Source organism: Actinoplanes ianthinogenes (assembly GCF_018324205.1).
Taxonomy (GTDB): domain Bacteria; phylum Actinomycetota; class Actinomycetes; order Mycobacteriales; family Micromonosporaceae; genus Actinoplanes; species Actinoplanes ianthinogenes.
This window is the reverse complement of record NZ_AP023356.1, coordinates 4013742-4027347: the sequence shown is the minus strand read 5'-3', so window position 1 is coordinate 4027347 and position 13606 is coordinate 4013742. Positions and strand designations below refer to the sequence as shown.

Below are 13606 nucleotides of genomic sequence, written 5' to 3'. Positions count from 1 at the left end.
GGGGTGTACCTGCGCCGCTTGTCGCGGATACGCGAGAATCGGGACGACAACACCTGACCTTGGAGACGGACAGCATGGCGCATATTCCGGTCAACCACCCCCTTCGGCCGATGTACCGCGTGGCCGGTTTTGTCGCCGGCGCGTACCTGGTGGTCTTCGGTGTCCTCGGCCTGATCGCCACCGCGAGCGACGGCCTCACCGGCGAGCCCGCCGACCGCGTGCTCGGCCAGAGCATCAACCTGCTCGGGTCGATCGTCGCGCTGATCGCCGGCGGCCTGGTGCTGCTCGGCACCGCGGTCGGCCGCAACGTCGACGTGCAGGTCGACAAGCTGGTCGGCTGGGGCCTGCTGGTGGTGGGCAGCTACTCGCTGGCGACCATCCGCACCGACGCCAACTTCTTCGGCTACAGCGTCTCGACCGTGGTGGTGACCTACCTGGTCGGTCTGCTGCTGATCACGATCAGCCTGTACAGCAAGGTCGCGGCGCCCGAGAAGGCCGGCGCGCCGCGTCAGGTCCGCGAGGGCCGCACCGCCTGAGACCTGCCGGATTCCGCTCCGATGACCGCCGCTGCCGCGGCGGTCATCGCGTTTTCCGGGTGATCAGCTCCGGTTTCGCCTCCAGGTGCGACAGGCCGTTCCAGGCCAGGTTCACCAGGTGCGCGGCGACCATCTCCTTCTTCGGCTTGCGCGCCTCCCGCCACCACTGGCCGACCAGCGCCACCATCCCGACCAGCGCCTGCGAGTACAGCTCGGCGAATCGCGGGTCCAGGCCGCGCCGGGTGAACTCGGCGCCGAGGATGTGCTCGACCTGGTGCGCCACGTCGTTCATCACGCTGGAGAAGGTGCCCGCCGGGGCCAGCACCGGAGCCTGCCGCGCGGTCAGCACCTGGAACCCGTGCGGCTCCTCCTCGATGTAGTCCAGCAGCGCCAGCGCGGCCTGCTCCAGCAGCTCCCGCGGGTGCCCGGCGGTCAGCGCGGCGGTGATCCTCTCCAGCAGGGCGCGCACCTCCCGGTCGACGACCACCGCGTAGAGGCCCTCCTTGCCGCCGAAGTGCTCGTAGACCACCGGTTTCGACACCTTGGCGCGGGCCGCGACCTCCTCGACGCTGGTGCCGTCGAAGCCGCGCTCGGCGAACAGCTGCCGCCCGATCGTGATTAGCTGCTCGCGGCGCTGGGCGCCGGACATCCGCTGCCGCCGCTTGATCTCCTCGGTCATCCCGTCATCCTGCCCTCCGGGCCGAGCGTCACCCGTCAGGCATCGTCCGCTTTCTCGGAGAGCGCCGGGGTTCGCTAGGCTGTGCTGAGCAACATTCGGCCGTGGTGTAATTGGCAACACTCTAGGTTTTGGTCCTAGCTTTCCGGGTTCGAGTCCTGGCGGCCGAGCAACTTCTGTGGTATGAGCCTGCTGATTCGGCGGCTCATCGGGCGTGCCGTGCCGAGAGTCGCGCGGCCGTCGACAAGATGCCACTGCGAACGATGGAGTTGCCGCGTGAGCCAGGCCCCCAGCCGTACCGTTGTCGTCCTCGCCGCGGGCGAGGGCAAGCGGATGAAATCGGCGACGCCCAAGGTCCTCCAGCCCCTGCTGGGGCGCACCCTGCTCGGCCACGTGCTGGCCGTCTCCGCGGCGATCAAGACCGACCGCACCCTGGTGGTGGTCGGGCACAAGGCCGACCAGGTGGGCGCGTTCCTGGCCGAGGCCGCGCCGGCCGCCGTCCCGGTGCTCCAGGCCGAGCAGAACGGGACCGGGCACGCGGTGCGCATCGCGCTGGACGCCGCGCCCGAGCTGACCGGCACCGTGGTGGTGCTCAGCGGTGACGTGCCGCTGCTGCGCCCGGAGACGGTGGAGGCGCTGCTGGCCACCCACGAGCGGGCCGGCGCCGCGGCGACCGTGCTGAGCGCCGAGGTGGAGGCGCCGGGCGGGCTGGGCCGGATCGTCCGGGACGCGGACGGGAACCTGGAGCGGATCGTCGAGGCGAAGGACGCGTCCGCCGCCGAGCTGGCGATCCGGGAGATCAACTCGGGGATCTACGCGTTCGACGCGGTGCTGCTGCGCGAGGCGCTGGGCAAGCTGTCCACCGACAACGCGCAGGGCGAGGAGTACCTGACCGACGTCTTCGCGATCCTGGCCGGCCAGGGTCAGCCGGTGGCGATCGAGGTGGCCGAGTTCGCGTACGAGACGCTGGGCTGCAACGACCGTGCCGAGCTGTCCCGGCTGCGGGTGCTGATGCGCGACCGGGTGAACGAGGCCTGGATGCGCTCCGGCGTGCTGCTGCTGGACCCGGCGACCACCTGGATCGATGTGACGGCCACGCTGGAGCCGGACGCCGTGGTGGATCAGAACTGCCAGATCCAGGGCACCTCGTCGGTGGCGACCGGCGCCGTGGTGGGCCCGGACTCCACTCTGGTGGACACCGTGGTGGCCGAGGGCGCCACGGTGCTGCGGACCCACGCGATCGGCGCCGAGATCGGCCCGGACGCCTCGGTCGGCCCGTTCTCCTACCTGCGTCCCGGCACCCGGCTGGCCCGCAAGGCGAAGGTCGGCGGTTTCGTGGAGACCAAGAACGCGGTGCTCGGCGAGGGCGCCAAGGTGCCGCATCTGTCCTACGTGGGTGATGCCGAGATCGGGGCGAAGGCGAACATCGGCGCCGGCACCATCTTCGCCAACTACGACGGGGTGCGGAAGAGCCGGACCGTGGTCGGCGAGGCGGCGTTCGTCGGGTCCGACTCGGTGCTGATCGCGCCGGTCGAGATCGGGCCGGGGGCGTACGTCGCGGCCGGTTCCGCCGTGGTCAAGGACGTCCCGGCCGGCAACCTCGGGGTCACCCGCGCGCAGCAGCGCAACATCGAGGGCTGGGTGGCGATGAAGCGGCCCGGCACGGTGTCCGCCGACGCCGCCGAGCGGGCTCGGGATATCACCCCTGATCAGGACTAATCCAGCGGGGGTGAGGCATCCCACGTAGTGCCCTGGAAACATGGCGGTTACGTGTCCGGCAGGGATACTTCACGAGAACCCCACCCCCTAATCCACGGGAGCAGCGATCCGATGGGCAGCATCGTCGCGGAGAACCGTAAGAGTCTGATGCTCTTTTCCGGCCAGGGCTTCCCGGAGCTGGCCGAGGAGATCGGTCAGGTGCTCGGCGTGGCGCCGACGCCCTCGGACTCCTACGAGTTCGCCAACGGTGAACTTTTCGTTCGGTTCAAGGAGTCGGTGCGCGGCTCGGACGCCTTCGTGGTGCAGTCGGTCACCGAGGGGGTGAACCGCTGGGTGATGGAAACACTCATCATGATCGACGCGCTGAAGCGTGGCTCGGCCAAGCGGATCACCGTGGTCCTGCCGTTCTACCCCTACTCGCGGCAGGACAAGAAGCACCGCGGCCGGGAGCCGATCTCGGCCCGGCTGGTCGCCGACCTGCTGAAGACCGCGGGCGCCAACCGGATCCTCACCGTCGACCTGCACACCGCGCAGATCCAGGGCTTCTTCGACGGCCCGGTGGACCACCTGTTCGCGATGGACATCCTCGCGGAGTACGTGGAGAAGAAGTTCGCCGGCCGCCCGATGACGGTGGTCGCGCCGGACTCGGGCCGGGTTCGGGTGGCCGAGCGCTGGACCGACCGGCTGGGCGGTTGCCCGCTGGCCTTCATCCACAAGACCCGCGACCCGCTGAAGCCGAACCAGGTGGTGGCCAACCGGGTGGTGGGCGAGGTCGAGGGCCGGGTCTGCCTGATCGTCGACGACATGATCGACACCGGTGGCACGATCGCGAAGGCCGCCGACATCCTGTTCGACGAGGGCGCGGCCGATGTGATCGTCGCCTCGACGCACGCGCTGCTCTCCGACCCGGCCACCGAGCGGCTGAAGAACAGCCGGATCTCCGAGCTCGTGGTGACGAACACGTTGCCGCTGGCCCCGGAGAAGCGGCTCGACAAGATCACGGTGCTGTCCATCGCGCCGCTGCTGGCGCGGGCCATCCGTGAGGTGTTCGACGACGGTTCCGTGACCACGTTGTTCGGTGGTCTGAGCTAGTTCACGAGGGGTGAGAGCGCCCGCCGGCCGGTTCCTCCGGTGGCGGGCGCTCTCCGTGTGTTTTGACGTTTCTCCACGCACGTGCCGGACCCGCTGATTTTCACGGGTTCGGAGCAGGTAAGCTAGTGCGGTTGCCACGGCGAGGGTGCCCCGCGGTCTGCTGAGGTTCGCAGTCCGCTCGAGGCTCCGTGATCGACGCGGTGCTCCGGGCCTGTGCCCAGCGCGCCCCCTTGCCCGGCAGCGCCGGCGTCGGCTCTGAGCCGTCGCAGATCACCACTGAAGCACTGCCGGAATACCGCAGCCGCAGACTTAGACGCAGCCCGCATCGAAGAGTTTCAGGAGTTTCCCCGTGTCCGAGGTAAAGATCAGCGCCGAGCCCCGCACCGAGTTCGGCAAGGGTGGTGCCCGCCGCACGCGCCGGGCCGGTCTCGTGCCCGCCGTGCTGTACGGCCACGGCGAGGCGCCGCAGCACATCGCGCTGCCGGCCCGCGAGTTCGCCGCCGCCATCCGCCACGGCGGCATGAACCAGGTGTTCACCATCGACATCGCCGGCAACTCCGGCGCCACCCTGGCCCTGCCGAAGGCGATCCAGCGTGACCCGATCAAGGACACCTACGAGCACATCGACCTGCTGATCGTGAAGCGGGGCGAGAAGGTCCAGGTGGACATCCCGGTCACGCTCGTCGGCGAGGCCGCGAAGAACACCCTGATCGTGCACGAGTCGAACACCGTCGCGGTGGTCGCCGAGGCGCTGCACCTCCCGGCCGAGCTGGAGCTGCCGATCGCCGGTCTGGAGGCGGGCACCCAGCTGACCGCCGGTGACGTGAAGCTGCCGAAGGGCGTGGAGCTCGCCGTCGAGGCGGACACCGTGCTGGCGATCATCAACGCCGCGCAGAGCGTCCAGACGGCCGAGGAGGACGCCGCTGACGCGGAGGCCGCCGAGGCCGCCGCCGCGGCGGAGTAATTCCGGCGCTCGCGGGCGTCGAGGCAACGCGGTAAACCAGTCATCAGGGAAAGTGCCGGCCGGCACTTTCCCTGATGTGCATCCGGAAGGCGGTTGGTGTGTCGGACGAGGCGCCGTGGCTGGTGGTGGGCCTGGGCAACCCGGGCCGGGAGTACGCCGGCAACCGGCACAACGTGGGCTTCATGGTGGCCGAGCTGCTGGCGTCCCGGATCGGGGCGAAGCTGGGCCGGGCGAAGCGCGCGCAGGCGGAGGCGGGCGAGGGCCGGCTGGGCTTCGGTGGCCCCAAGCTGGTGCTGGTGAAGCCGCTGACCTATATGAACCTGTCCGGTGCCCCGGTGGTGTCGCTGGCGCAGTTCTTCAAAGTGCCCGTGGCCCATGTGATCGCGGTGCATGATGAGCTTGATGTGCCGTTCGGTCAGGTTCGGGCCAAGCTCGGCGGCGGCGAGGGTGGTCACAACGGGCTGCGCTCGATGTCGAAGTCGCTGGGGAGCAAGGACTACGCACGGGTGCGTTTCGGCATCGGGCGGCCTCCGGGACGGCAGGATCCGGCCGACTACGTGCTCTCCGACTTCTCCGCGGCGGAGCGCAAGGAGCTGGACTTCCTGGTGGACCGGGCGGCCGACGTGGTGGAGGCGATCGTGCTCGAGGGTGTCGAGTGGGCGCAGAACAAATACCACGGAAGTTGATGGTTCGGGCTGGAATGCCGTGACCGTTTGGGTCCATTTGTCCGCCTAGTCATACCGTGACGGCTCCGCCGTCCGTCCGTTGGTCACCACAGGCGCCCGCTTTCCGGCGCGCCGCCGACGTGACGGGGGGTTCGTGGGATGTCGCAGGACGTGTCCGAAAGCCGTTTGGACGCGTTGACCGAGCCCACCATGGACCTGCCGGCCATCCGGGCCGAGCACCCGGTCAATCAGGGCCCGCAGCATCCGCCGCTGCGACACGCCTCCGGCCGCAACGCCAGGATCCCGGGGCCGGTGGCCCCGCTGAGCCCGCCACCGTCCGGTGCGGCCGATCGGGCGCGCAACCAGGCGATGGACCGGCACTGGTCGCAGCGGCGCAACCGGTCCGCGGCCACCCGCCCGTTCGTCCGGCCCCGGGGCCGGCACGCCGTGCTGTCCCGGCGGCAGCGGTGGGAACGCCGGTACGTCCGCAGCCTGGTGCTCGCCGACCTGGCCGCCGGGATCGGCGCCGGGGCAGCCGGGTTCGGGCTCCGCTTCGGCGACCAGCTGACCACCTGGAACCGGACGTACGTGCTGCTCTCCGCCCTGCTGCCGGTGGTGCTGCTGGCGGTGCTGGCGGTGTCCCGGGCGTACGAGCGGCGCTACCTGTTCGTCGGCACGGACGAGTACCAGCGGGTGATCCGCGGCGGGATCGGGCTGATCGCCGGGGTGGCCCTGGTGTCGTACGCCCTGGATCTCGATCTGGCCCGCTCCTATGTGCTGGCCGCGCTGCCCGCCGCCGTCGCCACGGTGCTGGTGCTCCGGTTCGCCCTGCGCAAGCGGCTGCATCTGGCCCGCTCCCGGGGTGCCGCGCTGCGCCGGGTGATCGTGGTGGGACACGAGCTGTCGGTGATCGGCATCACCCGGCAGTTGCGCCGGGAGCGCTATCACGGCCTGGAGGTGGTGGGCGCCTGCCTGCCGCCGGGCGCCGACGGCATCGCGGTGGACCTGCCGGTGTACGGCACGTTCGACGACGTGGCGGCCGCGGTCGAGCAGGCCGACGCGGACACCGTGGTGGTGCTCAGCTGCCCGGAGCTGGACGGCGCCGCGGTGCGCCGGCTGGCCTGGCGGCTGGAACGCGACGAGGTGGACCTGGTAGTCGCCAGTGCGCTGGTGGACGTGGCCGGGGCGCGTACCACGATCCGGCCGTTCGACGGCCTGCCCATGCTGCACGTCGAGCATCCCCGGCTGCACGGCGGATCGCGCCTGGTGAAGGACCTGGTCGATCGTGTAGGCGCGCTGCTGTTGCTGGTGCTCTTCGCGCCGGTGCTGCTCGGGGTCGCGCTCTGCGTGCGACTCACGTCACGTGGCCCGGTACTCTTTCGGCAGGTACGTGTGGGACGCGATGGGCAGATGTTCCGGATTTTCAAGTTCCGCAGCATGTACCTGGATGCCGAGGCCCGGCTCACCGAGCTGAGGCATCTGAACGAGCACGACGGTGTGCTCTTCAAGATCCGTGACGACCCGCGGGTGACCCCGGTCGGTCGGTGGTTGCGCCGGTTCTCGCTGGACGAGCTCCCGCAACTGCTGAACGTGCTCTCCGGGCAGATGTCGCTGGTCGGACCGCGGCCGCCGTTGCCGACGGAGGTTGCCGCCTACGCCGACGACGTACGGCGCCGGCTCGCTGTCAAGCCGGGGATGACCGGTTTGTGGCAGGTGTCCGGTCGGTCGGATCTCTCCTGGGAAGAGGCGGTCCGGCTCGACCTGCGCTATGTCGAGAACTGGTCGCTCAGTTTGGATCTGGTGATCCTGTTGCGGACACTGACCGCAGTGGTGCGCTCCTCGGGAGCGTATTGACATCTCGGCTGGACGAAGGAGCGAGACGATGGGCGAGCAGACACAGGCGTCCGCGCGCGTGGCCACACCCCGGGACGGCGTCGAGGGCGGCGCACCACCGGTGATCGACGCCGCGTTCGCCCGGTGGCTCGCCGAGCGCGCCGGTCAGGAGCTGCTGCGCGTCCGCGCCGAGATGGGCCACGCCGACGGCAAGGCGCTCAAGAAGGCCGGTGACAAGGCCGCCCACGACCTGCTGCGCGCCGAGCTGGCCCGCTGGCGCCCGGCTGACGCGGTGCTCTCCGAGGAGGACGAGCACGCGCAGGTGGTCTGGCGCGAGGGCGAGCCGGACATGGTCCGCCCGGACCGGTTGAGCGCGTCCCGGGTCTGGATCGTCGACCCGCTGGACGGCACCCGGGAGTTCTCCGAGGAGGGCCGCACCGACTGGGCCGTGCACGTGGCGCTCTGGACCGCCGACGCGTGCAAGTCGCACGCGTCCTGTCTGGCCGCCGGGGCGGTCGCGATGCCGGCCCGGCACCGCACCATCGCCACCGACAACCCACCGGCCTACCCGCCGATGCCGCTGGAGTCGGCCACCGGGGGAGCGATCCGGATCGCCGCCAGCCGGACCCGGCCGCCGGCGTTCGTCACCGCGCTCGCCGAGGAGCTGGGCGCCGAGCTGGTGCCGATGGGCTCGGCCGGGGTGAAGATCGCCGCGGTGATCAGCGGCGAGGCGGACGCATACGTGCACGCCGGCGGGCAGTTCGAGTGGGACTCGGCGGCGCCGGTGGCTGTGGCGTTGGCCACGGGATTGCACGCATCCCGCATCGACGGCTCGCCGCTGAGCTATAACCAGGCCGATCCGAAGTTGCCTGACCTGGTCGTTTGTCGCAAGGATCTCGCTCCTCGGTTGCTTGCTGCGATCAGCAAGCATCTTCCGCCACAATGACGATCCGGCTGCGGCCGTGGAAAATCGCAGAATGAGCTGGGGTTTGAACTGATGAGCCAGACGAAGGACTATCGCGTCTCGCATCTGGATGCTCTCGAGGCGGAGAGCATCTTCGTCATGCGGGAGGTCATGGCCGAGTTTGAGCGCCCCGTGCTGCTCTTCTCCGGCGGTAAGGACTCGATCGTCATGCTCCGCCTCGCGGAGAAGGCGTTCGCTCCCGGGCGGATCCCGTTCCCGGTGATGCACGTCGACACCGGTCACAACTTCGCCGAGGTGCTGGACTACCGGGACCGGCGCGTCGCCGCCCTGGGCCTGAACCTGGTGATCGCCAGCGTGCAGGAGGCGATTGACACCGGCCTGGTCCGCGAGCTGCCGGACGGCACCCGCAACCGGATCCAGACCCCGGTGCTGCTCAACGCCGTGGAGAAGTACCGCTTCGACGCCCTCTTCGGCGGCGCCCGCCGCGACGAGGAGAAGGCGCGCGCCAAGGAGCGGATGTTCAGCTTCCGCGACGAGTTCGGCCAGTGGGACCCGAAAAATCAGCGCCCCGAGCTCTGGGCGCTGTACAACGGCCGGCACCACCCGGGCGAGTCGATCCGGGTGTTCCCGCTGTCCAACTGGACCGAGCTGGACATCTGGCACTACATCGCCAAGGAGCAGGTCCCGCTGCCGAGCATCTACTACGCCCACGACCGCGAGGTGGTCGAGCGCGACGGGATGTTCTACGCGGTCAACGAGTTCATCCGGCTGCGCGACGGCGAGACCTCCCAGGTCCGCCGGGTGCGTTATCGGACCGTCGGCGACGCGTCGCAGACCGCCGCCGTGCTCTCCGACGCTGACACGGTCGAGAAGGTGATCGACGAGGTCGCCGCGACCCGGATCACCGAGCGTGGCGCGACCCGCGGCGACGACAAGGTCAGCGAGGCCGCGATGGAAGACCGTAAGCGAGAGGGTTACTTCTGATGAGCCAGGCAGTTCTCGAGCCTGAGGCCGGCGCCACGCGCAACATGGACCTGCTCCGGTTCGCCACCGCGGGCAGCGTCGACGACGGCAAGTCCACGCTCATCGGCCGTCTGCTGTACGACACCAAGACGATCTTCGCGGATCAGCTCGAGGCGGTCGAGGCGGCCAGCGCGTCCCGCGGCGACGAGTACACGAACCTCGCACTGCTCACCGACGGCCTGCGCGCCGAGCGGGAGCAGGGCATCACGATCGACGTGGCGTATCGATACTTCGCCACGCCGAAGCGGAAGTTCATCATCGCCGATACCCCGGGGCACATCCAGTACACCCGAAACATGGTCACCGGCGCCTCCACCGCCGACCTGGCGCTGGTCCTGGTCGACGCGCGCAAGGGCCTGGTCGAGCAGTCCCGCCGGCACGCCTTCCTGACCAGCCTGCTGCGGGTCCCGCACCTGGTCCTCTGCGTGAACAAGATGGACCTGGTCGACTGGGACCAGAAGGTCTTCGAGCGGATCGCCGACGAGTTCACCGCGTTCGCCGCCAAGCTGGACGCCCCGGACCTGACGATCATCCCGATCTCCGCGCTCAACGGCGACAACATCGCCTCCCGCTCGGACAAGACCCCGTGGTACGAGGGTCCGTCCCTGCTGCACCACCTGGAGCACGTGCACATCGCCAGCGACCGCAACCTGGTCGACGTGCGCTTCCCGGTGCAGTACGTGATCCGTCCCCAGTCCACCACGGTCACCGATTACCGCGGTTACGCCGGCCAGGTCGCCTCGGGCGTGCTCAAGCCGGGCGACGACGTGATGGTGCTGCCCTCCGGGCTGACCAGCAAGATCGCGGCGATCGACACCGCGGACGGCCCGGTCGACGAGGCGTTCCCGCCGATGTCGGTGACGGTCCGGCTGACCGACGAGATCGACATCTCGCGCGGCGACATGATCTGCCGGCCGCACAACGCCCCGGCCGTCGCGCAGGACATCGAGGCGATGGTCTGCTGGATGGACGAGAGCGCCCAGCTGCGCGTCGGCGGCAAGTACACGATCAAGCACACCACCCGGACCGCCCGGACCGTGGTGCGTGGCCTGCAGTACCGCCTCGACGTGAACACGCTGCACCGCGACGAGTCGGCGCAGGGCCTCGCGCTCAACGAGATCGGCCGGGTCCGGCTGCGCACCACCGTGCCGCTGCTCGCCGACGAGTACCGGCGCAACCGCACCACCGGTGGCTTCATCCTGATCGACGAGGCGACCAACCGTACGGTCGCCGCCGGCATGATCATCGAGGCGTCCTAGCCCGGCGGCTCAGGCGACGGTCCGGCGCTCCCGGACCGTCGCCCACACCACTTTCCCGCTCTCGGTCGGCACCGCGCCCCACAGCTCGGCGGTCTCGTGCACGGTCTGGAGGCCGCGGCCCCGCTCGTCGAGCGGCCGGCCCCGCCGCGGCGGAGCCGGACGCCGCAGGCGCGGCATCCGCGGGTCGCCGTCGCCGACCGACAGGTGCAGCCCGGCACCGCGCCGCGTCACCACCACCCGGATCTCCGTGCCGGCGTGCTCCACCGCATTCGTCACCAGCTCGGACATCACCAGCCGGCTGGGATGCAGCAGCCGGGCCAGGCCCCAGGCCAGGCAGGCGTCGCTGACCAGGTTGCGCGCCAGACTCGGCGCGTCGGTGTCCGGCCGCAGCGTGACGACCATCCGCTCGCCCTCCGGGATCCGGCCGGTCACCGCCACCCGCGCCTGCCGCACCTTCGCGTAGACCGGCAGGAACCGCCCCGCCCCCAGCCCCTGCATCCGGTCGGCCAGCGGCAGGTCCGGCGGCACGCACAGGGCCAGGTGCACCGGCGGCTCCAGGGCGGCCGCCACGGTCCGCGCCGTGGTCCAGGTCGGCACGCTCTCGCTGTGCGGGTCGCGCAACCGGCTGAGGTCGACGATCAGGGCGTCCGGATGCTCGGTGAAGCATCGGCGCAACGAGACCGACGTGCTGCGCCGGAGCTGATCGTCCCAGGGGCCACGAACCGTGAGCAGCGAGACGGCAGCGTCGGCGGCGATGTCGACGCTGACGGAGACACCTTGCTCGGTGTCATCGTGAACATACGGTGGGCTGACCCCCATGCCCCACACCATAACCGCCGTCCGGCCGAGGGCCCCCTGGTCTCGCTCCTGCGGGTGTCGGGCGAAAGGCCAGGTGGGGGGACACCCGAACGGTCCGCCCCCGGCCCACCTTTGCGCCGCTCGGCCGGGTTGCTCCGGCCTGCTTCGTTCCCGGCCGGGGTCGGCTTCGCCTGGTTGTTCCGGTCCGGTTCGTTTCCGGCCGGGTCGCGTCGGCCCCGGTTGTTCCGCTTCGGTTCGTTCGCGGCCGGGTCGCGTCGGCCCCGGTTCTTCCGGCCGCTCAGGCCTCGTCGTGGCCGCGGTGTTCGGAGACCTCCTCGATCGCCTCGGTGATCGCGCCGGTGAGGTCGTCGGAGGGGACCGCGATCCGCTCGCCCTCGCCCTCGGCCAGGTGCGGAATCTCGTGCGGTTCGGGCAGGCTCGGGTCCCCGGAGAAGCCGAACTCGTTCGGCTCGTTGTCTTCGCGCGGGTTCGGTTCAGTCGTCATGCGCCAGCCATACCCGGTCATGACCAAGATCAAAATCTTCTTCTACGCGCGTCCGCCGGGGTGCGGACCGCATGCTCCCGCGCGGGCCGGGTGGGCTGATCTGGCCGCTGACGCGTCCAAACCAATCAGCCCACCCTTCAAGATCCGCGGGTGGTCACCGAAACCCCGCCGTCCACCACCACACCGTCCATCCCGCGCGCCGTAGGCACCTCACGCCGTTAGACATCTGACGGCCCGTTCCCACACTCGCGCCGTAGGCGCCCCTCGCCGTTCCCACTCGCGCCGTAGGCACTTGACGCCGTTTCCGCGCTCGCGTCGTGGGCACTTGACGCCGTTTCCGCGCTCGCGTCGTGGGCACTTGACGCCGTTTTCCGCGTCCGCGTCGTGGGCACTTCGTGCCGTCCCCGCGTCCGCGCCGTGGGCACCTCGGGCTCTCCCCACACTCGCGTCGGGCGTTGTCCACACCACCGCGCCGTCCACAAGCCCGCCCGCCGGCCCCTCCAAAATCCGCCACACTGGCCAGGGATGGTCCCCCTAGGTGTTCTGCCCAGAGAGGTTAGGAACGCGGCTGGCGGATGGTCCTTCGATGGCGGAGTGGTGCCGGTGGTGATTGTAGGTGTGCAGGAATCGAGGTAAGGCTTCGCGCCGTTCTTTTTCGCTGGTGTAGGCCGTGGCGTAAGCCCATTCATCGACGAGAGTGCGGTGGAAGCGTTCGACTTTGCCGTTGGTTTGCGGCCGGTACGGACGGTTTTTCTTCACCGTGACGCCTAGCTCGGTGCAGGTCTGTTGCCAGAGCCGGGAGACGTAGCAGGAGCCGTTATCGGTCTGGACCCGCGTGGTGGTGATGTTGTGGCCGGCGAACCAGGCATGGGCTCGCCGCCAGAAGCCGGCTGCGGTCTCTTTGGTTTCGTCGGTCAGGATCTCGGTGTAGGCCAGCCTCGAATGGTCGTCCAGGGCGGTGTGCAGGAAGCAGTAGCCCAGGCGGGCATTTCCGCGCTTGTCGGTGTGGTGTCCGGGGGTGGCAGTCCGGTTGAGTCGTCCTTGATGGTCGTCGCCTTGGGTGCGCCAGCCGCCACCGGTCGGAATGTTGCCGCGTTTCTTGATGTCGACGTGGATCAGGTCGCCAGGTGCGGGGTGCTCATAGCGGCGGATCGGTTCGGCGGTCGCTCGATCCATATGCGCCAGCCGGACGACGCTGGCTCGACGCAGAATCGCATGGCAGGTCGAAGCCGGCATGCCGAGGCGCCAGCCGATCTGGGCCGGCCCGATCCGTTCCCGGTGTCGCAGCCGCAGAACATGTTGCTCGACTGACGTCGACGTGCGGTTCGGGCTCGTGTGTGGCCGGCTGGACCGGTCGCTCATCGCCACGGGGCCCTGATCGCGGTAACGGTCAGCCCAGCGTTTCGCGGTCGTGGGGCTGACCTGGAAGCGCTCCGCGGCCCGGCGCAGCGGCCAGCCGTCGTCCACGACGCACCGTGCCAGCCGCAATCGGCCGCGTTCGGTCAGCACAGCGTTAGCGTGGGCACGAGGACCTCCTGGGTCGGTGTGGAACCTTCGACAAGCTCCACCTCACCTGGAGGTCCTCACCCGTTTCAGCAATCCCGCCGCGTT

The 13606-nt window shown here is 69.9% G+C and carries 13 protein-coding genes and 1 tRNA gene; 10 read left to right on the top strand and 4 right to left on the bottom strand.

Features of this window, described 5'->3' with window-relative positions; all coding sequences use genetic code 11:
- Positions 1–74: 74 nt before the first annotated feature.
- The gene (locus Aiant_RS18025) at positions 75–536 is read left to right on the top strand and encodes a DUF4383 domain-containing protein (protein ID WP_189328394.1); all 462 of its coding nucleotides are present in this window, start codon (positions 75–77) and stop codon (positions 534–536) included.
- 43 nt (positions 537–579) lie between these two features.
- On the opposite strand, the gene Aiant_RS18020 is transcribed toward Aiant_RS18025, so the two are convergent.
- Complete coding sequence (locus tag Aiant_RS18020) at positions 580–1215, bottom strand: TetR/AcrR family transcriptional regulator (RefSeq protein WP_189328395.1); 636 nt, start codon at positions 1213–1215, stop codon at positions 580–582.
- A gap of 95 nt (positions 1216–1310) precedes the next feature.
- Between Aiant_RS18020 and Aiant_RS18015 the strand changes: the two genes are divergently transcribed.
- From Aiant_RS18015 to cysN, 9 genes are all read left to right on the top strand, one after another.
- Positions 1311–1382 (top strand) — tRNA-Gln (locus Aiant_RS18015).
- 106 nt (positions 1383–1488) lie between these two features.
- Positions 1489–2931: a bifunctional UDP-N-acetylglucosamine diphosphorylase/glucosamine-1-phosphate N-acetyltransferase GlmU gene (gene glmU, locus Aiant_RS18010; protein WP_189328396.1), complete on the top strand. Its 1443-nt coding sequence runs from the start codon at positions 1489–1491 to the stop codon at positions 2929–2931.
- A gap of 111 nt (positions 2932–3042) precedes the next feature.
- A complete protein-coding gene (locus Aiant_RS18005) occupies positions 3043–4023 on the top strand; it encodes a ribose-phosphate diphosphokinase (RefSeq protein ID WP_189328397.1) in 981 nt (326 codons plus the stop codon).
- A gap of 349 nt (positions 4024–4372) precedes the next feature.
- Entirely contained in the window at positions 4373–4987 is a 615-nt protein-coding gene (locus Aiant_RS18000) for a 50S ribosomal protein L25/general stress protein Ctc (protein ID WP_189328398.1), read from the top strand.
- 98 nt (positions 4988–5085) lie between these two features.
- Complete coding sequence (gene pth, locus Aiant_RS17995) at positions 5086–5673, top strand: aminoacyl-tRNA hydrolase (protein WP_245006658.1); 588 nt, start codon at positions 5086–5088, stop codon at positions 5671–5673.
- 138 nt (positions 5674–5811) lie between these two features.
- Entirely contained in the window at positions 5812–7506 is a 1695-nt protein-coding gene (locus Aiant_RS17990; protein ID WP_189328400.1) for a sugar transferase, read from the top strand.
- A gap of 28 nt (positions 7507–7534) precedes the next feature.
- Positions 7535–8431, top strand: a complete 897-nt coding sequence (locus Aiant_RS17985) for a 3'(2'),5'-bisphosphate nucleotidase CysQ (protein ID WP_189328401.1) — start codon at positions 7535–7537, stop codon at positions 8429–8431.
- A 51-nt stretch (positions 8432–8482) separates the two neighbouring features.
- The gene (gene cysD / locus Aiant_RS17980; RefSeq protein ID WP_189328402.1) at positions 8483–9394 is read left to right on the top strand and encodes a sulfate adenylyltransferase subunit CysD; all 912 of its coding nucleotides are present in this window, start codon (positions 8483–8485) and stop codon (positions 9392–9394) included.
- Positions 9394–10692: a sulfate adenylyltransferase subunit CysN gene (gene cysN / locus Aiant_RS17975; RefSeq protein ID WP_189328403.1), complete on the top strand. Its 1299-nt coding sequence runs from the start codon at positions 9394–9396 to the stop codon at positions 10690–10692. Before cysD ends, cysN begins: the two co-directional genes overlap by 1 nt.
- A gap of 9 nt (positions 10693–10701) precedes the next feature.
- On the opposite strand, the gene Aiant_RS17970 is transcribed toward cysN, so the two are convergent.
- The 3 genes from Aiant_RS17970 to Aiant_RS17960 all read right to left on the bottom strand — a co-directional run bounded on the left by Aiant_RS17970 (position 10702) and on the right by Aiant_RS17960 (position 13504).
- The gene (locus tag Aiant_RS17970; RefSeq protein ID WP_189328404.1) at positions 10702–11511 is read right to left on the bottom strand and encodes an ATP-binding protein; all 810 of its coding nucleotides are present in this window, start codon (positions 11509–11511) and stop codon (positions 10702–10704) included.
- Positions 11512–11788: 277 nt separating this feature from the next.
- Positions 11789–11995, bottom strand: a complete 207-nt coding sequence (locus tag Aiant_RS17965; RefSeq protein ID WP_189328405.1) for a hypothetical protein — start codon at positions 11993–11995, stop codon at positions 11789–11791.
- A 534-nt stretch (positions 11996–12529) separates the two neighbouring features.
- Positions 12530–13504, bottom strand: a complete 975-nt coding sequence (locus tag Aiant_RS17960) for an IS481 family transposase (RefSeq protein WP_189328406.1) — start codon at positions 13502–13504, stop codon at positions 12530–12532.
- Between the last annotated feature and the right edge of the window lie 102 nt (positions 13505–13606).